18 protein-coding genes are annotated in these 20,823 nt (G+C 69.7%); 3 read left to right on the top strand and 15 right to left on the bottom strand.

The features are described 5' to 3' along the window. Positions 1–2: 2 nt before the first annotated feature. Genes paaE through paaA form a run of 5 tightly spaced genes read right to left on the bottom strand, consistent with a single transcriptional unit; the run spans position 3 to position 3,475 of the window. Complete coding sequence (gene paaE / locus ABN611_RS36985) at positions 3–1,085, bottom strand: 1,2-phenylacetyl-CoA epoxidase subunit PaaE (protein ID WP_350276954.1); 1,083 nt, start codon at positions 1,083–1,085, stop codon at positions 3–5. Next, on the bottom strand, positions 1,085–1,549 hold the full coding sequence (gene paaD, locus ABN611_RS36990; RefSeq protein WP_350276955.1) for a 1,2-phenylacetyl-CoA epoxidase subunit PaaD: 465 nt from the start codon (positions 1,547–1,549) through the stop codon (positions 1,085–1,087). Before paaD ends, paaE begins: the two co-directional genes overlap by 1 nt. Beyond that, positions 1,543–2,280, bottom strand: coding sequence for a 1,2-phenylacetyl-CoA epoxidase subunit PaaC (gene paaC, locus ABN611_RS36995; RefSeq protein ID WP_350276956.1), 738 nt, complete (start codon positions 2,278–2,280; stop codon positions 1,543–1,545). Before paaC ends, paaD begins: the two co-directional genes overlap by 7 nt. Further along, on the bottom strand, positions 2,277–2,555 hold the full coding sequence (gene paaB / locus ABN611_RS37000) for a 1,2-phenylacetyl-CoA epoxidase subunit PaaB (RefSeq protein ID WP_167213524.1): 279 nt from the start codon (positions 2,553–2,555) through the stop codon (positions 2,277–2,279). The genes paaC and paaB overlap by 4 nt, the downstream gene beginning before the upstream one ends. Then, positions 2,552–3,475: a 1,2-phenylacetyl-CoA epoxidase subunit PaaA gene (paaA, locus tag ABN611_RS37005; protein ID WP_350276957.1), complete on the bottom strand. Its 924-nt coding sequence runs from the start codon at positions 3,473–3,475 to the stop codon at positions 2,552–2,554. Before paaA ends, paaB begins: the two co-directional genes overlap by 4 nt. Positions 3,476–3,640: 165 nt before the next feature. On the opposite strand from paaA, the gene ABN611_RS37010 reads away from it, so the two are divergent. The 3 genes from ABN611_RS37010 to ABN611_RS37020 all read left to right on the top strand — a co-directional run bounded on the left by ABN611_RS37010 (position 3,641) and on the right by ABN611_RS37020 (position 7,262). Next, positions 3,641–4,828: a DUF418 domain-containing protein gene (locus ABN611_RS37010; RefSeq protein WP_350276958.1), complete on the top strand. Its 1,188-nt coding sequence runs from the start codon at positions 3,641–3,643 to the stop codon at positions 4,826–4,828. 18 nt (positions 4,829–4,846) lie between these two features. Further along, positions 4,847–5,455 carry a GNAT family N-acetyltransferase gene (locus tag ABN611_RS37015; protein ID WP_350276959.1) on the top strand — a complete coding sequence of 203 codons (609 nt, stop codon included), beginning with the start codon at positions 4,847–4,849 and terminating at the stop codon, positions 5,453–5,455. A 112-nt stretch (positions 5,456–5,567) separates the two neighbouring features. Continuing rightward, positions 5,568–7,262, top strand: a complete 1,695-nt coding sequence (locus tag ABN611_RS37020; protein ID WP_350276960.1) for an alpha/beta hydrolase — start codon at positions 5,568–5,570, stop codon at positions 7,260–7,262. A gap of 440 nt (positions 7,263–7,702) precedes the next feature. Here ABN611_RS37020 and ABN611_RS37025 read toward each other — a convergent pair whose 3' ends face one another. The 10 genes from ABN611_RS37025 to ABN611_RS37070 form a co-directional block, all read right to left on the bottom strand. After that, positions 7,703–10,198: a tetratricopeptide repeat protein gene (locus tag ABN611_RS37025; protein WP_350276961.1), complete on the bottom strand. Its 2,496-nt coding sequence runs from the start codon at positions 10,196–10,198 to the stop codon at positions 7,703–7,705. A gap of 122 nt (positions 10,199–10,320) precedes the next feature. Continuing rightward, positions 10,321–10,764, bottom strand: coding sequence for a hypothetical protein (locus ABN611_RS37030; RefSeq protein ID WP_350276962.1), 444 nt, complete (start codon positions 10,762–10,764; stop codon positions 10,321–10,323). A gap of 1 nt (position 10,765) precedes the next feature. Beyond that, a complete protein-coding gene (gene dapB / locus ABN611_RS37035; RefSeq protein WP_350276963.1) occupies positions 10,766–11,512 on the bottom strand; it encodes a 4-hydroxy-tetrahydrodipicolinate reductase in 747 nt (248 codons plus the stop codon). A 36-nt stretch (positions 11,513–11,548) separates the two neighbouring features. Continuing rightward, positions 11,549–13,369 carry a hypothetical protein gene (locus ABN611_RS37040; RefSeq protein ID WP_350276964.1) on the bottom strand — a complete coding sequence of 607 codons (1,821 nt, stop codon included), beginning with the start codon at positions 13,367–13,369 and terminating at the stop codon, positions 11,549–11,551. 36 nt (positions 13,370–13,405) lie between these two features. Next, on the bottom strand, positions 13,406–14,365 hold the full coding sequence (locus tag ABN611_RS37045) for an oligopeptide/dipeptide ABC transporter ATP-binding protein (protein ID WP_350281734.1): 960 nt from the start codon (positions 14,363–14,365) through the stop codon (positions 13,406–13,408). 29 nt (positions 14,366–14,394) lie between these two features. Continuing rightward, positions 14,395–15,387, bottom strand: a complete 993-nt coding sequence (locus tag ABN611_RS37050; protein WP_350276965.1) for an ABC transporter ATP-binding protein — start codon at positions 15,385–15,387, stop codon at positions 14,395–14,397. Next, positions 15,384–16,283 (bottom strand): ABC transporter permease, encoded by a 900-nt coding sequence (locus ABN611_RS37055; protein ID WP_350276966.1) that lies wholly within the window; start codon positions 16,281–16,283, stop codon positions 15,384–15,386. The genes ABN611_RS37050 and ABN611_RS37055 overlap by 4 nt, the downstream gene beginning before the upstream one ends. After that, complete coding sequence (locus ABN611_RS37060) at positions 16,276–17,202, bottom strand: ABC transporter permease (RefSeq protein WP_350276967.1); 927 nt, start codon at positions 17,200–17,202, stop codon at positions 16,276–16,278. The genes ABN611_RS37055 and ABN611_RS37060 overlap by 8 nt, the downstream gene beginning before the upstream one ends. Beyond that, complete coding sequence (locus ABN611_RS37065; RefSeq protein ID WP_350276968.1) at positions 17,199–18,809, bottom strand: ABC transporter substrate-binding protein; 1,611 nt, start codon at positions 18,807–18,809, stop codon at positions 17,199–17,201. Before ABN611_RS37065 ends, ABN611_RS37060 begins: the two co-directional genes overlap by 4 nt. A 294-nt stretch (positions 18,810–19,103) precedes the next feature. Next, on the bottom strand, positions 19,104–20,795 hold the full coding sequence (locus ABN611_RS37070) for an ABC transporter ATP-binding protein (protein ID WP_350276969.1): 1,692 nt from the start codon (positions 20,793–20,795) through the stop codon (positions 19,104–19,106). Positions 20,796–20,823: the final 28 nt, after the last annotated feature.

A 20,823-nucleotide genomic window follows, 5' to 3' on the forward strand; every position in this document is an offset into this window, starting at 1 on the left:
GGTCAGGCGTCGAAGTCCAGCGTGACCGTCGGCGTGGTCGGGTGGGATTGGCAGGTGAGGACGTAGCCGGCGCGGATTTCGTCGGGTTCGAGGGCCCAGTTGGTGTCCATGCGGACGTTGCCGTCGAGGACCTTGGCGCGGCAGGTGCCGCAGACGCCGCCCTTGCAGGCGAAGGGGGCGTCGGAGCGTACGGCGAGGGTCGCGTCCAGGACCGCCTTCGAGTGCTCACCGAGCGGGAAGGTCGACCGGCGGCCGTCGAGGATGACGGTGACCTGGGCGGCGTCCTCGTCGCTGACGGACTCCTCGACCGGTGCCTTCGGCGCCTCGTCACCGACGTGGAACAGCTCCGCGTGGACATGTTCGCGCGGCACGCCCTCGCCCAGCAGCAACTCCTGTGCGCCGACGACCATCGCGTACGGGCCGCAGAGGAACCACTCGTCGACCGAGTCCAGCGGCAGGATCGTCGCGAACATCCGCCGCAGCCGGTCCGTGTCGATGCGGCCGCTGAACAGTTCCACCTCGGTCGACTCGCGCGACAGCACGTGCACGAGGTGGAAGCGCTCGGCGTACCGGTCCTTCAGGTCGGCGAGCTCGTCGGCGAACATCACCGAGCCCGCGGTGCGGTTGCCGTACAGCAAAGTCACCCGGCTCGACGGCTCGACGGACAGGATCGTGGCGACCAGCGACAGCACCGGCGTGATCCCGCTGCCCGCGGCGACGAACGCGTAGTGCTTGGCGTTGGCGGCGTCGAACGTCGTACCGAAGCGGCCGAGCGGGGTCATCACCTCGAGCTCGTCGCCGACCTTCAGCTCGTTTGCGGCGTACGCCGAGAACTCGCCGCCCGGGATGCGCTTCACGCCGATCCGCAGCACGCCCGATCCGGCGGGCGAGCAGATCGAGTAGCTGCGGCGCACCTCTTCACCGGTACGGCGGATCGTCAGGTGCTGGCCGGCCGTGAACTGGTAGTCGTCCGCGAGCTCCGGCGGTACGGCGAACGTGATCGCGACCGCGTCGTCGGTGATCGCGTCGATCGCGGCGACCTTCAACGGGTGGAAGACGGCCCGGCGGCGGGTGACAGTCGGCATCAGATCGCCTTGAAGTGATCGAAGGGTTCCTTGCAGGAGTTGCAGCGCCAGAGGGATTTGCAGGAGGTGGAGCCGAAGCGGCTCAGCTCTTGTGTGTTCGGCGAGCCGCACAGCGGGCAGCGAACGCTCAACTGCAGCAGGACCGGGCCGTTCGAGGGTGGGGCGATGCCGTACTCGGTGAGCTTGGCCTTGCCGGATTCGGTCATCCAGTCGGTGGTCCAGGCGGGCGAGAGGACCGTTTCCACCCGGCCGTTGACGTGCAGCGAGCGAAGGGTGAGCTCGACCTCGTGGCGGATCACGTCCATCGCCGGGCAGCCGGAGTACGTCGGGGTGATCGTGACGACCACCTCGTCGCCCTCGTGCCGGACGCCGCGCAGGACGCCGAGGTCGGCGATCGTGAGGACCGGGACCTCGGGATCGGGGACCTCGCCGACGGCTTCGAGGATCGCTGCGTCGGTCACCATGTCGCCCCCGGATGGGATCGCGCGACGTGCTGCAGCTCGGCGAGCAGGTAGCCCAGGTGTTCGGTGTGCCGGCCCAGGCGGCCACCGGTGTGCTGGTAGGAGGACGAGGGCCGCTCGCAGGTGGACTCGTCGACGACGGCCAGAACCCGCTGGTTCCACTCGTCCTGCAGCGCCGCAGGATCGACGGCTACCTCCAGCCGCTGAACCAGGGCGTCGGACTCGAACATCTCGGCGGTGTAAGGCCACAGCTCGTCCAGCGCCGCCTGCATCCGCCGGTGGCTCTCGTCGGTCCCGTCCCCCAGCCGCAGCACCCACTGGGTCGCGTGGTCCACGTGGTACGCGACCTCCTTCACCGCCTTCCCCGCCACCCCGGCCAGCATCTCGTCGGCGCTCGACCGCAGCTCGTCGTACAGCAGGTGCTGGTACGTCGCGAAGTACAGCAGCCGGGCCATCGCGTGCGCGAAATCGCCGTTCGGGAGTTCGCACAGCTGCAGGTTCAGGAACTCGCGCTCGTCGCGGAAGTACGCGAGCTCGTCCTCGGTGCGGCCGTCCAGCGAACCGGCGTACTGCAGCAGCGACCGGGCCTGCCCCAGCTGGTCCAGGCCGATGTTGCCGAGCGCAACGTCCTCCTCGAGCTGCGGCGCGGCCGCGATCCATTCACCGGTGCGCTGCGCCGCGATCAGCGCGTCGTCACCGAGCCGGAGCGTGTAGACGAACAGATCGTCGTTCACAGGTGCTCGACGCCTTCCGGGACTTGGTAGAACGTCGGGTGCCGGTAGACCTTGTCGCCGGCCGGGTCGAAGAACTCGTCCTTCTCGTCCGGGCTCGACGCGGTGATGTCGGACGCCCGCACCACCCAGATCGACACGCCTTCCTGGCGGCGGGTGTAGACGTCCCGCGCGTTCCGCAGCGCCATCGTTGCGTCCGGCGCGTGCAAGCTGCCGACATGCGTGTGCGACAGCCCCCGCCGCGACCGTACGAACACCTCCCAGAGCGGCTCGATCATGCTGCACCCGCCTTGATCGATTGCTTCTCCGCGTACGCCGCCGCGGCTTCGCGCACCCAGGCGCCGTCCTCATGCGCCTTGACGCGATGCGCCAGCCGCTGCCGGTTGCACGGGCCGTTGCCCTTGACCACTTCGTACAGCTCCGCGTAGTCCGGCTCCGTGAAGCGGTAGTGTCCCGACGCCTCGTCGTACGACAGGCCGTCGTCCGGCACCCGCAGCCCGAGGACGTCGGCCTGCGGCACCGTCATGTCCACGAACCGCTGCCGCAGCTCGTCGTTGCTGTGCCGCTTGATCCCCCACGCCATCGACTGCTCGGAGTGCGTCGAGGCGGAGTCCGGCGGGCCGAACATCATCAGCGACGGCCACCACCAGCGGTCCAGCGCGTCCTGCGCCATCGCCTTCTGCGCCGGGGTGCCGTTGCACAGCGTGTGCAGGATCTCGAACCCCTGCCGCTGGTGGAACGACTCCTCCTTGCAGACCCGCACCATCGCCCGCGCGTACGGCCCGTACGAGCAGCGGCACAGCGGCACCTGGTTCACGATCGCGGCGCCGTCGACCAGCCAGCCGATCGCGCCGATGTCCGCCCAGGTCAGCGTCGGGTAGTTGAAGATACTGGAGTACTTCTGCTTCCCGCTGTGCAACAGGTCGAGCAGGTCGGCCCGGTCCACGCCGAGCGTCTCCGCGGCAGCGTAGAGGTAGAGCCCGTGGCCGGCCTCGTCCTGCACCTTCGCCATCAGGATCGCCTTGCGGCGCAGCGACGGCGCGCGGCTGATCCAGTTGCCCTCCGGCTGCATGCCGATGATCTCGGAGTGCGCGTGCTGCGCGATCTGCCGGATCAGGGTCTTGCGGTACCCGTCCGGCATCGCGTCCCGCGGCTCGATCCGGCCGTCGGCGTCGATGGTCGCCTGGAAGCTGTCCATACGCCCAGCATATGTGACACTTTTTCTCCGAATCAACAACAAGTGTCACAAAGGTGGAGTTGGACCCACCCCGCACCGGGGGCCTGACGCACTGGGGAACCGGGCCGCGCCGGGGCCAGGATGCTGTTATCCGTTCAAGGGCTGAACAGTTTCCCGGAGGACCCCGTGACCACCACACTCACCCGCCAGGCCACCGAGCACCGCGGCCCGGTCACCCGTACCGAACGCGCGCTCGCGCCGGACCTGATCCGCGGCGCCATGCTGCTGCTGATCGGCCTCGCCAACAGCGCCAACTTCGCCTTCGCCGGCCAGCCCGGCCTGGAGAGCGCGCCACACGGCTTCGAACGCGTGCTGAACTTTCTCAAGCTCACCTTCGTCGACGCCCGCGCGTACCCGGTGTTCGCGATCATGTTCGGCTACGGCCTGGTCCAGCTGGCCCGCCGGCAGCGCGCGGCCGGCGCCACCACCGGCGCCGTACGGCGGATCCTGGTCAGGCGGAACGCCTGGCTGATGGCCTTCGGCCTCGTCCACGCGACCCTGCTGTACTTCGGCGACTTCCTGGGCGCGTACGGCGTCGCCGGCATCATCTGCACGTTGTTCCTGCTCAATCGCGGCGACAAGTTCCACCGCATCGCGCTGGGCATCTGGGCGGTGCAACTGGTGTACCTCGCGCTAGTCGCCGTCCGGGCGATGGTTGCGGTCGTCAGCAGCAGCGGCCCGGCGCACGCGCTCACGAACGAGCCGAACCCGTCGCTCGCCGCCTCGTCGTACGGCGCGAGCCTCGTCGGCCGGTTGCACGAGTACCCGCTGCACACCGCGACCGTCCTCGGCTTCGTCACGATCGTCTGGCTGGGCATCTGGGCCGCCCGGAAGCAGCTGCTCGAGAACCCGGGCGCGCACCGCACGCTGCTGGCGTGGGTCGCGGCCTCCGGGCTGGGCATCGCCGTTCTCGGCGGACTCCCGCTCGCCCTGGTCAGCGTCGGGCTGCTGCACGTCGACGAGTCGGCGCTCGACGCGGTCAAGTTCCTCTCGCAGTCGAGCGGGATGTTCGCCGGTCCGGGGTACGTCGCCCTGTTCGGCCTGCTCGTCGCACGCATCACCAAGCTGACGTGGCCCGTCCGCGCGATCTCCGCACTCGGCCAGCGGTCGCTGTCGGGGTACCTGTTCCAGTCGGTGGCGTGGATGGTCCTGCTGGCCCCGTTCACGCTGAACCTCCGCTTCGGGAGTACGGCGTACACCGCGGCGCTGGTCGCGATCGGCGTCTGGATCGTCTCGGTCGCCGCGGCGTACGCGATGAGCCGGCGTGCGTACCGCGGCCCGGCCGAGACCCTGCTGCGGCGGCTCGTGTACTGACTTGGGAAGATGACGGTCATGAGTGACTTCGGCGTCCCGGAACCCGCCAACCTCTCGGAGCTGACCGGCTCGTCCGAGACGCCTGTCGCCGAGACCAGCGTCCGGCTCGCGCTGCCTGCCGAGGCGAACGCGATCGGCGAGATCCAGGTGGCCGCCTGGCGGGCGTCGTACGCCGGACTGCTTCCGGCCGACGTCCTCGCCGACCTCGACGCCGCGCAGTTCGCGGCGCAGTGGCGGGCCGCGCTGATCGCCCCGGGCGAGGCGCGGAACCGGGTGATGGTCGCGCTGGCCGGCCGCGAGCTGGTCGGCTTCGCGGCCATCACCCCCTCCGACGACCCGGACGCCGACCAGCAGCGCGACGCGCTGATCGCCGAACTGGCGGTGCGCCCGGAGGCGACCCGCGCCGGCCACGGCTCGCGGCTGCTGAACGCGGTCGTCGACACGGTCCGCGCCGACGGCTTCAGCCGGGTGACCGTCTGGGTCAACTCCACCGACGACGTGCTGCGCGCCTTCTACACCGAGGCCGGCTGGGCCCCGGACGGCGCGCACCGCGAGCTCGACCTGTACGGCGACGAGTCGGTGCGCATCAAGCAGATCCGGCTGCACACCGACCCCGGCGCGGAGTAGGCCCATAGCAGGTCGCCGATCGGCGACTGGCCGGGGGTGGTGGTCGACGCGTAGCGGTCGGCATGACAGATTGTCACGGACCGATCACGCATGGCCATCCGCTGGAGTCTGCATGAAGTTCCTTCCCCTGGCCGTCGGCCTTGGGCTGTCCGCTGCCGCTGTCCTCGTCGTCCCGGGATCGGGAGCGACCGCGTCGATGCAATCGGCGACCGTGGTCGACAAGCCGCATCCGGTCGCGTCGAAGTACCTGAGGCAGAGACCCAAGTGGACCAAGTGCGGTGACGAGGAGTTCCGCACCTACTGCGCGAAGGTCACCGTCCCGCGTGACTGGGCGAACCAGTACGCCGGGAACGACCTGGAGATCGCGGTCAGCAAGGTCGCGCCGCGGAAGGGCACGCCGAGCCGGGTCGTGTTCGGCAACCCCGGCGGCCCGGGCGGCGCCGGCCTCGGGATGGCGCCGTACCTCGCCAGCCAGCCGGCGCTCGCCAAGGATCACCTGGCCGTCGGGTTCGACCCGCGCGGGACGGGCAGCAGCTCGAACGTCAGCTGCGAGGGCACACCCGGCTACACGATGGACGCCCGCGACCGCGACCCCGCGACCCGTGACCTGATCGCCGAGGCGTCCGAGCTGGCCCAGCCGTACTGCGACCGCCAGTCCCGCGGCCTGCTCCCCTACGTGACCACCGCGCAGACCGTGCAGGACATGGACCTGATCCGGCAGCTGCTCGGCTTCGACACGATCGACTACGTCGGGTACTCCGGCGGCACCTGGCTCGGCGCGTACTACCAGACCTACTTCCCCGAGCACGTCGGCCGCTTCGTGCTGGACTCGAACACCGACTTCACCAAGACCTGGATGGACACGTTCGTCAGCCAGCCGCAGGCGTTCGAACGCCGGTTCCGCGAGGACTTCGCGCCCTGGGCGGCGAAGTACGACGACCAGCTGAAGCTGGGCTCGACGCCGGGCGCGATCATCCGCCGGTACGAACGGCTGCGGCGCGCGCTGAAGGAGCGGCCCGCGTCCGAGGAGTTCCTGGACGGCGCGATCAAGGTCACCTACGACCAGAACTCGCTCGACCAGCTGATTTCCGGCGACATGTACTCCAAGCTCGATTTCCCACTGCTCGCCGCCGATCTGCTGTTTCTCGAAGAGCTTTCCGAGGCGCAGTCCAAGGGCGGTCCGCAGGCCGCGCAACGGCACGTCGACAGCCTTTCGACGGCGCGACAGCGGCAGCTCGTGCAACGCGCCAACCGCGCGCCGATCGGACTGCGGATGCTCGGCGAGGACTCCGAGGACGCGACCTTCACCGCCATCACCTGCAACGACACGCCGTGGCCGCAGGGACGCGAGTACGGCGAGCAGTTGGCCGCTCGCCTCGGCCCGCACTTCCCGCTGCTCGGCTGGACGATGGCCGAGAACCCGTGCTTCGCCTGGGACCGCCCGAACCTGACGATGCCGACGCCGACCGGCAAGGGCCTGCCGACGACGCTGATGGTGCAGTCGGTGCACGACCCGGCGACCAGCTACAGCCTCGCGTTGTCGGCCCACCGCCGGTACGTCGGCTCGCGACTGGTCACGGTCACCGGCGAAGGGGACCACGGTGTGTACGGCGGCGTGAACAAGTGCGCGGACCGGATCGTCAACACGTTCCTCACCACCGGAGTCGCGCCGGCCGCCGACGCCACCTGTGCCGGCGAGGGTATCCCCGCTCCGGAGAAGGAAGCACCCGGGGACGAGGAAATGTCCGGTGCCCCGTTGCGGCGGATCGCCCGATTCACCCAGGCGGTTTCCGGATATCTGCCCTGACGAACGTTTGAATTGCCCGGAATTCGCCTACCGAACGACAGTTGCCGGTCACAACCGGCGAAATTCCGGGCGGGCTTTCGTTGTCAGGACAATTTTGTCAGGGCGATGTCAGGGTTGCGTCCCTGTGCGACACAGTGTGATCACGGCAACCTTGAGTCAGCGCGGAGGATCGAGCGTCGACTGGGAGGGCTCGACGACGGCCACCGCCGACGTGGCTTCGGCCGGCTGTGCAGGTGGGGGGACTGCCTGGGGGGTCAGACAGAGGGCACAGCCGACCGGGCCACGAATTCGGAGCCGCATCCGGGAAACCGCGCCCCCAGATCCCTCGCGGGGTGCCGTCGATCCCCCAGGTCGTGGCGCTCCGCGAGGCAGCAACACGTGAGCGGGCAGCGCGGTCAGTGCAGGCAGCGACTGGGTCCAGGGGATCGCGAGGCCTTCGGTCAGAGCGGATCTCGTGCCGGGTCCAGCGGCGAGGTAGGCGGCGGATACCCGTCGGCCACCGCGGCCAGCGGCGCCGCGCGGCCGGCCGACCAGGCGGCCCGGAAGGCCCTTCGCTCGAGCGACGCCTCGACTGCGACCCGCGTTGCCTCATGGTCGGCCTGCTCGATCCGCGGCACCGGTGCCCGGATCACGTCACGTACCTCATGCGCGGCGCCGAGCAGGAACGCGGCGTACTCGCTCCGCCCCCGCTGCTGCGCGACCGCAGCCAGCTCCTCGAGCACACTCGCCGACCGCCACCGGTCCCCCAGATCGCGATGCTCGGCCAGGCTCTCGTCGAGCAGGTGCACCGCGCGCTCGGTCAGCCCGCGCCGCCGCTCGATGATGCCGAGCTGGTTCAGCGACCACGCGACCCCCTCGCGGTACCCGAGCCGCTGCGACAGCGCCAGGCTCTCCTGCAGCAGGTCCTCCGCCTCGACCAGCTCCCCGCCGTACTGCGCGATCGCGCCGAGGCTGATCAACGACCAGGCGAGTCCCTCGCCGTCCCCCACCACCCGGAACGCGTCGCGAGCCCGCCGGCAGCGGCGCGCGCCGACCTCCAGGTCGCCGCGCAGCCAGGCCACGAAGCCGAGGTGGTTGTGCGCCCAGGCCATCCCGGCACGATCGCCGAGGCTCTCGTACAGGTCGTAGCTCTCGCAGTGCAGGTCCTCCGCGGCCTCGTAGTCGCCGCGTTCGCGCGCGACGCCGCCGAGGCGCTGCAGGACGAGCGCGGTCCCGGCCGCGTCGTCCAGTGCCTTGTACTGCGTGAGCGCGGTCTGCAGGCGTTCGGTCGCGGCGTCGTACTCGCACTGGAGGAACGCGAGCGTGCCCGCGCCGAGGTTCACCTTCGCGCAGGCGGGAGCGAGTCCTTCCATGCGGTCCGGCGGCTGCAGGTCGGCGAGCTGCAGGGCCCGCTCGAGCCACTGGCTGCCCTCGGCGTAGTGCCCGCGGAGATTGCAGAACAGCCAGAGCGCGCCGGTCAGCCGCAACGCCTCGGCGATCGAATCCGTGCGCAACGACCAGGCGATCGCCGCCCGCAGATTCGGGAGCTCGTTCTCCAGGCGATCCAGCCACTCCCCTTGCTCCGGGCCGCGCAACTGGCCTTCGCCCTCCTCGGCGAGGCTCAGGTAGTAGTGCGCGTGCCGCTCCGTCGTCGCGTCCGTCTGCCCCGCGGCGCGCAGCCGGTCGGCCGCGAACTCCCGGATCACCGCGAGCATGTAGTACCGCGCGACGCCGCCGCGTCTGGCCACCCGGATGAGCGACTTGTCGACCAGCCGACCGATCAGGTCGAGTGCCTCCACCCGTGACCCGACGCCGGTCAGGACCGCGGCGGCCGCACCCAGCGTCCAGCCCCCGACGAACACCGACAGCTGCGCGAACATCTCCCGCTCGGCCGGGGTCAGCAGCGCGTGGCTCCACTCGATCGCGCCGTACATCGACTGTTGCCGCGGCGAGGCGGTCCGGTCGCCGCCCGCCAGGATGCTGAACGACGTCTCGAGCTCGGCCGCGAGTTCCGCGATCGTCATGACGTTGGTGCGGGCCGCCGCCAGCTCGATCGCGAGCGGCATGCCCTCCAGCCGGCGCACGACGCGGGCGACCTGGTCCAGCTCGCCGCCCGGCTCGTACCCGCGGGCGGTCGCGCGCTCGACGAACAGCCGTACCGCTTCCGACGCCTGCAGGTTCTGCTCGTCGTGCGGCAGGCTCAGCGCCGGTACGACGTACACGCTCTCGCCGGCCAGCCGCAGCAGTTCCCGGCTCGACGCGAGGATCGACAGGTTCGGGCAGTGCTCGAGCAGGGCGGCGCAGACCTGCCCGACCTGCGCGACCACGTGCGAGCAGTTGTCGAACACCAGGAGCATCGCGCTGCGCCCGATCTGTTCGGCGATCTCCTCGATCAACCGGGTGCTCTCCAACGGCCGCAGCCCGATCGACTCGGCCACCGCCGGTACGACGGCCGCGGGGTCGGTCAGCGCGGCAAGCGGGACCCAGCAGACGCCGTCCTGGAAACTGTCCGCGACCTCGCCGGCGACCGCCAGCGTGAGCCGCGTCTTGCCGACACCGCCCGGTCCGGTCAACGTAAGCAAACGCGTGATTCGCTGCCGCAGCAGGCGGGTCGTCGCGGTGAGCTCGGTCGTGCGGCCGATGAGTTCGTTGATCGGCGCGGGCGGTTGCCGCAGCTGCAGGCGCGGCGCGGCGGCTTCCTTGCGGGCCGCGGCCGCGAGCGAGAGGCGGTCCGAATCCGTGAGGTGCAAGGCGTCCGCGAGCAGGCGTAGCGTGTGCGCCCGCGGCGCCCGCCGGCGTCCCCGCTCCAACGCCGCGATCGCGTCGACGCTCAGGCCGGCGAGTTCGGCGAGCGCTTCCTGCGACAGCCCCGCCTCCCGTCGGTGCCGGCGCAACAGGCCGCCGAATCCAGCCCCCTGAACGTCGTCCGAGCCGCGGCGAGACCCGTCTGATGGCACAGGACGGCTCCACCCAGTCTCCGACCTTGACGTGGCGGCTGCCACGTACCTACTCGAAAATAGCCCGTTTCACAGCGGCTTGTCAGTCATCCCGCCGCCTTCACCGCGAACTCCCGGGTAACTCAGGGCGTCCGGTCGTGGTGGGTGATTGCGGTTCGCATGGCTTCGCGGGCGCGTTTGCGGTCGCCTGCTGCGTCGTACGCCGTTGACAGGCGGAACCACACGCGCCAGTCGTCCGGGGCGGCTTCGGCCTCGGCCTTGTAGCGGCCGAAGGCCTCGTCCGCGGCGGCCCGGTCGATGCGGCCGGACGGGCGTCGCGGCAGGTCGTCGACCGGTAGGCCGCCGACCGCCTCCAGTTCGCGCGCCAGGACCTCGGTACGGCGCCCGAACTGGAGCTCCCGCCATACCAGGTACGCGCCGATCAGCGGGATCACCAGTACCGCGAGCCCGAGCACGACCGCAACCGCCGTACCCGTCTTGATCAGCAGGACGCCGCGCCAGCCGATCAGCACGGCGTACGCGACGAACACGACCGCCAGCAGGATCGCGGTCTGCTTGGCTCTCATCTCAGGAGAGGTCCATGAAGTGCTCGAGCCCGACGGTCAGCCCCGGCGCGCCGCCGATGCTGCGGACGCCCAGCAGCACGCCGGCCATGAACGAGACCCGGGCCATCGAGTCGTGCCGGATCGTCAGCGTCTCGCCCTCGTCGCCGAACAGCACCTCCTGGTGCGCGATCAGGCCGCGCAACCGGACGCCGTGCACCCGGATCCCGTCGACGTCGGCACCGCGCGCGCCGTCCAGCGCGGTCGTGGTCGCGTCCGGGATCGGCCCGGATCCGGCCGCGCGCCGGGCGTCCGCGATCAGTTCCGCCGTACGACGGGCCGTGCCGGACGGGGCGTCCACCTTGTCGGGGTGGTGCAGCTCGATGATCTCGACGGACTCGTAGTACCGGGCGGCCTGGGCGGCGAAGCGCATCATCAGGACCGCGCCGATCGAGAAGTTCGGCGCGATCAGGACGCCGGTCTTCGGGGACTTCTCCAACTGCCCGCGCAGCGTGGCCAGCCGCTGCTCGTCGAACCCGGTGGTGCCGACGACGGCGTGGATCCCGTGCTCGATGCACCAGGCCAGGTTGTCCATCACGACCTCGGGGCGGGTGAAGTCGACGACGACCTCGGCGCCCGCCGCGGTGAGTGCGTCCAGCGCGTCGCCCTGGTCGAGCTGGGCGACCAGCTCACAGTCGGCGGCCTCCTCGACCGCGAGGCACGTCTGAGCGCCCATCTTGCCTTTGGCCCCCAGGACACCGACCTTGATCATGCGCAACCTTCCTGTCCGATCGATGGCACCAGGATCTCATCCGGTCGTCCGCGGGACCCGCTCGGCCTTGGGAATCCAGACCTGCAGGCCGATCGTCTCCCGCGGCGGCGCGAGCTGCTCGTACTCGGCGTGGAAGTCCAGCCCGCAGGCGCGCAGCGCGGTGATCTCGAAGTCCGAGATCTTCCGGTTCAGGATGATCAGCGGCGCCCGGTCCGGGCGGTGCGTCCGGCAGGCCTCCTCGATCCCGGCCGCGGTCCGCCCGCGTTCCTTCGGCGCGACCCAGGCCTCGCCGAGCGGCCGGCCGCCGAGCATCAGCACCAGGCCGGCCATCTTGTCGAACGCCAGCACCGGGCGTCCGGGCGGCTCCGTGTACGGCCGCAACTCCCGCACCAGGCGGCCGAAGTTCTCCTCGGCGGGCTGCGACAGGTAGAGCCCGTCGAGCGCGGGGACCGTGGTCTTCGCGGTCAGCTGGGCGTGGCCGACCGATCGGTACGGGTACCGGACCAAGCCTGTATAGGCGATCGTCGCGGTCGCGACCAGGGACCCCACGAGCACCAGCCCGACCATCGCCCGCGCCGCGCCCGGCACGGCCCAGAGCCCGGTCAGTACGGCGATCAGCACCGCGGCCCAGGCGGCGAACGCGTTGAAGCCGATCGAATACAGCGGGGTGTTCGTCCCGAAGGCCTGCACCAACGGCAGCAGCACGAGCAGCGCCAGAATCGCCCAGGTCCGGCCGTTCTCGCGGCTCAACCGCGAGCGCGCCGTCAGTCCGAAGCGGTCGGCGGCCAGCGCGCTGGCCGCGGCCACGACGGCGACGAGTACGGCAGCCAGCAGCGTCTCGGCGTACAGCGGGAGGTGTTGCGAGCCGCCCAGTGCGCCGTCGTCGACCACGACACGTCGTACGGACAGGACCAGGGCGACCGCCGCGAAGGCAGCCGCGGCGATCCGCAGCCAGCGCCAGCGGGCAACCACGACCAGCGCGGTCGCAACGAACAGCGGACCGTGCGCAACGAGCGTGCGGCCGATCAGCGTCATGCTGCTGGACCAGTAGAGCTGCAGCAGGTCGACGGGCGAGTACGACGTACCGGCGATGAACTTGTTGACCCTGAGGATCCCGGGCACCGCGACGTCCAGGCGCACCACGAACAGCTGCACGACGAGCGCCGCCAGCCCGAGACCGCCCAGCGCGAGAAGGATGCCGCGGGCAACGGCTCGCCAGCCCTCCCCCGCGAGCACCACGATCGCCGTGATCACGATCAGGCCGATCAGCACGACCGACGTCCACTTGGCCAGCACCATCGCGCCGATCACCAGACCGGCCACGAGGAAGATCCAGAACGGCACCCGGGTACCGCGGTCGACGGCGGTCGCCATCCACAGCACGCACGACACCAGCGTCAGCGCGCCGAGCAGCACGACATCGTTGTACCCGGGCGACTGCGGGATCCAGCTGTAACACATCCCGCCCGCGGCCAGCACGGCCGCCGTACCGGCCGCCTCCCACAGCTTGGTCGGCGGCGCGCCGGGACGCCGCCCACGCAGCCACCGCATGAAGCTGTACCCGAAGACCAGATGTACGACGACCACAGTGCACAACCGGAAGACCCGGAGCCCGACGATGTCGTACCCCAACCCTTCGAACACCGGCCCGTACAGGTACTGCACCCCGGTCAACGCCAACGGATTACTGTCCCACCACCGATACGAGAGCAGGTAATAGCCCTCATCCGTGATGTCGAACCCCCTGCTCGCCGCCCGCCCCGCGGTAACAATCCACCACCCCGCCAGCCCACCGGCGACCACGATCACCCCGGCAAGCAGCACGAACCGCCTGCCTGCCGAGGAAACCGTATCCACGGCCGCCACCCTAGGCCATCACGCGGCAGCTATCCCTCAGGCCGTTGCGTAGGACGTTTGTGCATCCTCCGCGAAATGGCATGAGACGGTTTGGCCGGATGGGAGCTGGCGGAGCTCTGGTACGTCGGTGCTGCACTTGGGCTCGGCGCGTAGGCAGCGGGTGTGGAAGCGGCAGCCGGGTGGGGGCATGACCGGTGACGGGGGGTCGCCGACCAGGACGATGCGCTGGCGGCCCTGGCGGGCGAGGCCGGGCTCGGCGGAGAGGAGTGCCTGCGTGTACGGGTGCGCGGGGGCGTCGTACACGTGCTGGTGCTCGCCCAGTTCGGCGACCTTGCCGAGGTACATCACCGCGACCCGGTCGGAGACGTGCCGGACCACGGACAGGTCGTGGGCGACGAAGATGATGCTCAGGCCGAGCTCGCGCTGCAGCCGCATCAACAGGTTCACCACCTGCGCCTGGACGGACAGGTCCAGCGCCGACACCGGCTCGTCGCAGAGCAGTACGTCGGGATTGAGCGCGATCGCGCGCGCGATGCCGATCCGCTGCCGCTGGCCGCCGGAGAACTGGTGCGGGAACTTCGACTCGTCCTCGGGCCGCAAGCCGACCAACTCGAGCAGCTCACGGACCCGGGTCCGGATGTCGACGCCCTTGCCGACGTCCGGGTGCACCTCGAACGGCTCCGCGACGATCTCGCCGACGCGCATCCGCGGGTTCAGGCTGGAGTACGGGTCCTGGAACACCACCTGGACGTTGCGCCGCCAGCGCCGCAGCTCACGGCCCTTCAGCTTGCTGATATCGACCCCGCCATAGGAGATCTGTCCCGAGGTCGGCTTCTCCAGCGCCGCGAGCAGCCGGACCAGCGTCGACTTGCCGCAGCCGGACTCGCCGACGATGCCGAGCGACTCGCCCTTGCGCAGCGTCAGGTCGACGCCGTCCACGGCCCGGACGACGGTCTTCGCGCCGAAGCTCAGCGCCGGGCTGATGTCGTAGTGCATCACGACGTTCGTTGCCACCAGCAACTCGTTCATACGGCCTCCTTGGCAGCAAGCGTCGTACGCCGGATGCACGCCGCGTCCCGCCCCGGCGCGACGGTCAGCAGCGGCGGTACCTCGGCCGCGCAGTCGTCGATCGCGATCGGGCACCGGGTGCGGAACGCACACCCGGACGGGATCGCCCGCAGCGACGGCGGCGTCCCCGGGATGGTCGGCAACTCCCGGCCCTTGAGGTCCGCCGACGGCATCGAGCCCAGCAGGCCTTCGGTGTAAGGGTGGACCGGATGCTCGAGCGCCTCCGCCGTCGCGGCGCGCTCGACGACGTGGCCGGCGTACATCACCACCACGTTGTCGGCGACGTCCGAGACCACGCCGAGGTCGTGGGTGATCAGCACCACGCCCATGTCCCGCTCGGCCTGCAACTCCGCGATCAGCTCGAGGATCTGCGCCTGCACGGTCACGTCGAGCGCCGTGGTCGGCTCGTCGGCGATCAGTACGTCGGGGTCGAGCGCGAGCGCCATCGCCAGCATCACGCGCTGCCGCATGCCGCCGGAGAACTCGTGCGGGTAGTCCCGGACCCGCGTGGCCGCGGCCGGGATCCGCACCTGGTCGAGCATCTCCGCGGCGCGCTTCATCGCGTCCCGCTTCGACATCCCGCGGTGCACCCGGTAGCACTCGGCGATCTGGGTGCCGACCGACTGCACCGGGTTCAGCGCGGACAGCGAGTCCTGGAACACCATCGTGATCCGGTCCCCGACGATCCGCCGCCGCTCCTTCACGGTCATCGCGATCAGGTCCGCGCCGCGGTACTCCGCCGTACCGGACACGATCCGGCCCGGCGGCATCTCCAGGATCCCGGTCAGCGCCTGGGTCGAGACGCTCTTGCCCGACCCGGACTCCCCCAGGATCGCCAGCGTCTCCCCGGCCCGCACCTGCCACGACACCCCGTCCACGGCCCGCACCGGACCCCGCGGCGTGTCGAACTCGACCGACAGGTTCTCGACCTTCAGCAGTACGTCACTCATCGCATCAACTTCGGGTCCAGGGCGTCCCGGATCGAGTCGCCGATGATCATGAACGAGATCGTCATCGTGGAGATGAACAACGCCGGCCAGACGAACAGGTGCGGGGTGTCCCGGTACGACGCCGCGACGCCGAACTGCGAGCCCCACGAGATCGACGGCGGCTGCAGGCCGACCCCGAGGAAGGTCAGCGCGGCCTCGAGCCCGACCATGCCGCCGATGCCGAGCGTGGTCATCGCCAGCAGCGGCGCCATCGCGTTCGGGAACACGTGCTTGCGCAGGATCCGCACCGGCGGCACCCCGATCGAGCGGGCCGCCAGGACGTACTCGCGGTTGCGGACCGAGAACACCGTGGCCCGCATCAGCCGCATCCCGCCCGGCCAGCCGATCAGCAGGATGACGCCGACGATGATCCAGATGCTGCGGTTCGCGACCGAGTTCAGGATCACGATCAGGACCACGATGCCGGGAATCGAGAACAGGACGTCGGCCGTCCGCGAGATCAGGCCGTCCACGAACCCCGGGAAGTACCCGGCCAGCAGGCCGAGCGACCCGGCCAGCACGAACACGCCGAAACTCGCGCAGATGCTGACCAGCACCGACGGCCGGGCGCCGTACACCACGTTCGCGAAGTAGTCGCAGCCCTGGATGTCGAACCCGAACGGGTGCCCCGGACCGCGGCCCTGCCGGCTCTTGGTGAGCTCGCAGAACCGCGGATCGACGGAGGTGAACAGCTTCGGCACCGCCGCCATCGTGAAGAACACCAGCAGCAACAGGCTGCACAGCACGAACTGCGGCTTGCGCAGCAGGGCCCGCAGCAGCTCGCGGTTGGACAGCGTGCGGCCGTCGCCGATTTCCTGTGCCTCGGCGCCGACCGCCGCGGAGATCTGTTCAGACATTGCGCACCCTCGGATCCAGGACGCCGTACAGCAGGTCGACCAGCAGGTTGATCAGGATGAACGAGATGAACGCGAGCGTCGACAGCAGCACCACCACGCCGCCCTCCTTCAGCTTGATCGCCTGGAACATGAACTGGCCGAGCCCGGGCAGGTTGAAGATGCTCTCGGTGATGATCGCGCCGCCGAACATGCCGGCCAGGTCGAGCCCGATGAACGTGACCACCGGCAGCAGCGCGTTCGGCAGGATGTGCCGCCACAGCACCCGCTGCTCACCGAGGCCCTTGGCCCGCGCGGTCTTCACGAAGTCGGCGTTCACCGTCTCCACGATCGACGTCCGCAGCAGCCGGGCCAGACCGGCGAACCCGAGCACGCCGATCACCAGCGCGGGCAGCAGGTAGGAGCGCGGGAACCCTTCGAGCACCCCGGACACCGGGAACCACTTCAGCTCCACCCCGAACAGGTACTGCGCGGCGAAGTACGCCACCAGGCCCGGCACGGCGAGCAGCACGAGCGTTGCCAGCAGCAACGACCGGTCGATCCAGCCGTTCCGCTTGAACCCGGCGTAGATGCCGAAGATCAGGCCGAGCGTCCACTGGAACGCGTTCGCCAGCAGCGTCAGCTTCAGGGTCACCGGGATCCGCAGCCGGAGCTGGTCGGCGATGTCCGCGCCCGCGAACGTGGTCCCGAAGTTGCCGGTCAGGATGTCCTTCATGCTCAGCAGGTACTGGACGATGAACGGGTCGTCCAGGTGGTACTGCGCCCGCTTGGCGGCCAGTACCGCGGCCGGGATCGGCTTGTCGCCGGCCAGCTCCCGCAGGGGGTCTCCGGGCATCGCGAAGACGAGCGCGAAGACCCCCAGGGTGACGACCAGTCCGATCGGAATCGCCGCCAGGATGCGCCGCAGGACGAAACGGATCACTTGAACGTGGCCCAGAGCGCCGAGACGCCGGTGTACTTCGACACCCGCGGCTCGATCTTGGCCGAGTGCAGATACGCGTTCGACTTGGTGTACAGCGGGATCAGCGGCATGTCCTCGAGCGCGATGTCCTCGGCCTGCTGGTACAGCTTGATCGCCTTGTCCGGGTCCGGCTCGGCGTCGCCCTTGGCCAGTACGGCGTCCAGCGCGGGGTTGGCGTACCCGGAGAAGTTCGCGTCACCGTTGGACTTGAACATCGGCGTCAGGTAGTCCTCGATCGACGGGTAGTCGTGACCCCAGCCGCCGAACCGCAGGCCGTCCAGCTTGCGGGAGTCGGCCAGCTCGGTGATCTCCGAACCCTGCTTGCCGGTGTACTTCACCTCGAGGCCGAGGTTCTGCCGGAGCATGTTGCCGATCGCCTCGGCGAAGATCTGCCCGGTCGCCGACGTGGTGTTGTAGTTGAGGTTCAGGGGCCCCGAGAAGCCGCCCGCCTCCTGCAGCAGCTGCTTGGCCTTGGCGGCGTCGAACTCGCAGTACTTGCAGGCGTTGTCGCGGTACCCGGCCATGTCCGGCGCGACCAGGCCCTTGGCCGGCTCGGACAGCCCGACCAGGTCGGCGAAGGCCTTCCGGTCGATCGCCATCGAGAACGCGTGCCGCAGCTTCGGGTTCTTGAACCGCGGGTCCCAGGCCGGGATCACCAGGTAGTTGGCGCCCGAGCTGATGCTGGTCACCCACTGGTCCGGGGCGTCGGTCTTGAAGCTCTTCACCTTGGTCGACGGCACGTCGACGAAGTCCACGTTGCCGGCCAGGAACTCGTTGTACGCGGTGTCCGCGTTCGGGATGAACCGGTAGGTGATCTCGTCGGCCTGCGGGACCTGCGGGCCCTTGTAGCCGTCCCACTTGGCCAGCTTGATGTCGTCACCGGCGTTCCACTCGGCGGCCAGCTTGAACGGGCCGTTGCCGATCGGCTTGCGCTTGTAGGCGTCCGGGTTCTTCCGGACCTCCTCCGGCAGCGGCGCGAGGCCGAGGTACTGCAGGGTGAGACCGAACTGCGAGAACGGCACCTTCAGCTTCACCGAGAACGTCAGGTCGTCGATCTGCTTCAGTCCGCTCAGCGTCTTGACCGCGGTCGGCTTCGGCGTGGCGCCGTCGGGCGTCGGCGGGTTCAGGGCATCGTACCCGTCGACCTTGGAGAAGAAGCCGTTGTTCTTCCAGGCGTTCGAGCCCATCGCGGTCATGTTCCAGCTGTCCACGTAGTCCTTCGCGGTCAGCGGCTGGCCGTTCTGGAAGGTGTTGCCGGCCTTGAGCTTGATCGTCCAGGTCTGGCTGGTCTTGTCCGGCGTGACCGAGTCGGCCATCACGTTCTGCAGCTTGCCGGTCTCCGGGTCGGTGGTCACCAGCGGCGCGAACATCGCCATCGCCACCTGGATCCCCGGACTGCCGTTCTCGTTCAGCGGGTTGATGTACTCCAGCGGGTCGGCAGCGATCGCGATGACCTCGCTCTTGCTGCCGGAGCCGCTGCCATCAGCGCTGCTCTTGCCGTCCCCACACGAGGCGAGCACCAGCGCTAGGCCGAGTGCTGCCCCCACTACCCCAGTCAGACGTCGCACGGGTTCTACCAACTTCCTCGGCGGGAGGGCCGCTAGGCGGGCGGATCAAGCGTCATGGTGGCTGGTCGAAACTGCGCATGTCAACGTTGTCAGGCACAAAATGGCGGCGCGTAACGCAGGCGTTACTTGCCCAAGACCTCAGACGACCAGCCGCACGACAGCAACCGAAGGCTCACTTAATCAGAACAACACGCCAGAGTCATCTGATGACACAACAAATCCGACCGAAACACCCACACTGCGCACAGTTGCGCACTACCCCTGAGCATTGAGTGTTCACTTCACTCCGCTAGGTCAACCCTGCTGTTGCGCGGCGAACAACCGCGCGAACCGCCCGTCCGGGCACGCCATCAACTCGTCGTAGCTGCCCTGCTGGACGACGGTGCCGTGGTCGAGCACGTAGATGCGGTCCATGGCACGCAGCGTCCAGGCGCGGTGCGAGACGACGAGGGTGACACGGGTCGCGCTGGTCCGGCGGAGGTCGGTGAAGATCTCCTGTTCGGCTTCGGCGTCGATTGCCGAGGTGGGCTCGTCGAGGATCCAGACCCCGGCGTTTCGCAGCCGGGTGCGGGCGAGTGCGAGGCGTTGCCACTGGCCGCCGGAGATGCCGGTGCCGGCCCATTGCTGGCCGAGCTGGGTGTCCAGTGGGTGATGCGCGGCGAAGGTTCCGGCCAGTGTGGCCCGCACCTCGTCGTCCGTGACGTCGTACGGCGAGCCGAGGGCGACGGTGTCGCGCAGGGTGAACTCGAAACGGCCGAACTCCTGCACGAGCAGGCCGACGTGTGCGAGCCGTTCGGTCTCGGTCATCGTGGCGGCGTCGGTGCCGTCGATCAGCACCGTGCCGCGGTCCGGGCGTAGCGCGCCGACGAGCAGGTTGATCGCGGTCGACTTCCCGGCGCCGTTCACGCCAACCAAGGCGACGAGTTCGCCGCGGCGTGCCTCGATCGACACGTTGGACAGCGTCGGTGCGGCGGCGCCCGGATAGCTGAAGCTGACGTTGTCCAGGGCAACGGACTCGACGGACGGTACGACGACGCGCGGTCCGCTGTCCGGAACGCTGCCGACGAACCGGCGGTAGATCGCGGCTTGCGGAGCGGCGGTGACGATGCTGCCGAACGCGTATCCGCACTGCCGGATCGCGTTCAGCCCGGTAATGGTCCCGGCCACCGCCGCGGCCGCCGCTCCCCCGGACGCACCTCCGAGCACCAGCGCGACCAGCGCTCCCCCGAACAGCAACACCGTCGCGAGCGCCGCGGCGAGCTCGCACAGCATCGCCGTACGAATCATCCGATCGAGGACCCAGGTCGCCTTCGCGCGACCGCCGGCGACGAGCTCGGCCACCTTCCACCCGGACCCGAGAACAGCCAGCTCCGTCCCCGGCCGCTGCTGGACCAGCTGCTCGGTCGCGTACGCCGCCTTGCGCTCGTGCCCCGCTACCTCGGGCCAGCCCTTCGCCTCCATCCGCGAGATCACCGTGAACGCGACCACGGTCGGCACCAACGCGGCGAGCACGAGCAGCCCCGACACCAGGTTGATCGAGGCGATCGTCACGCACAAAACCACCGACGTGGCCGCCGCACTCAGCACCTGCACCGGCTTCCCCGCCACGTCGCTCATCGGATGCGTCGCCGCCTGACTCGCTTCCAGGTCGCGCACCACATCGGGCTCGGCCAGCCGGCTCGGGCTGAGCCGGGACGCCGCCCGGGCCAGCTCGACGCGCAGCGCGAGCCGCAGCCGGAGCATCATCCGCTGGCCGGCGGCGTTCGACACCTGGGTCAGCGGATACATCGCCCCGACCACCAGCGTCAGCCCCAGCAACGGCGGCCACGGCTCACCCGCCTCGACCAGGTCGCGGATCAGCACCACCTGCGCGCCGGGCAAGACCGCCAGCACGAGTTGGAGCAGCGAGTACGTCGCCAGCCGGCCGGGGGTGATCCGGACAGCGTCGGCCAGGGAGTCGCGGGCGGTACGGACGGCGTCGAGCACGAGGATTCCTCTTCACGCAGAGCAGGCC

Origin of the sequence: Kribbella sp. HUAS MG21 (assembly GCF_040254265.1) — a bacterium.
GTDB lineage: Bacteria > Actinomycetota > Actinomycetes > Propionibacteriales > Kribbellaceae > Kribbella.

Excerpts from the sequence above, each read along its gene's own strand:
- paaA (WP_350276957.1), bottom strand. The coding sequence starts at position 3,475 with ATGGACAGCTTCCAGGCGACCATCGACGCCGACGGCCGGATCGAGCCG.
- paaD (WP_350276955.1), bottom strand. The coding sequence starts at position 1,549 with ATGGTGACCGACGCAGCGATCCTCGAAGCCGTCGGCGAGGTCCCCGAT.
- dapB (WP_350276963.1), bottom strand. The coding sequence starts at position 11,512 with ATGATCAAGGTCGGTGTCCTGGGGGCCAAAGGCAAGATGGGCGCTCAG.
- ABN611_RS37050 (WP_350276965.1), bottom strand. The coding sequence starts at position 15,387 with ATGAGTGACGTACTGCTGAAGGTCGAGAACCTGTCGGTCGAGTTCGAC.
- ABN611_RS37020 (WP_350276960.1), top strand. The coding sequence starts at position 5,568 with ATGAAGTTCCTTCCCCTGGCCGTCGGCCTTGGGCTGTCCGCTGCCGCT.
- ABN611_RS37055 (WP_350276966.1), bottom strand. The coding sequence starts at position 16,283 with ATGTCTGAACAGATCTCCGCGGCGGTCGGCGCCGAGGCACAGGAAATC.
- ABN611_RS37030 (WP_350276962.1), bottom strand. The coding sequence starts at position 10,764 with ATGAGAGCCAAGCAGACCGCGATCCTGCTGGCGGTCGTGTTCGTCGCG.
- ABN611_RS37015 (WP_350276959.1), top strand. The coding sequence starts at position 4,847 with ATGAGTGACTTCGGCGTCCCGGAACCCGCCAACCTCTCGGAGCTGACC.
- paaE (WP_350276954.1), bottom strand. The coding sequence starts at position 1,085 with ATGCCGACTGTCACCCGCCGCCGGGCCGTCTTCCACCCGTTGAAGGTC.
- paaB (WP_167213524.1), bottom strand. The coding sequence starts at position 2,555 with ATGATCGAGCCGCTCTGGGAGGTGTTCGTACGGTCGCGGCGGGGGCTG.
- ABN611_RS37045 (WP_350281734.1), bottom strand. The coding sequence starts at position 14,365 with ATGCACTACGACATCAGCCCGGCGCTGAGCTTCGGCGCGAAGACCGTC.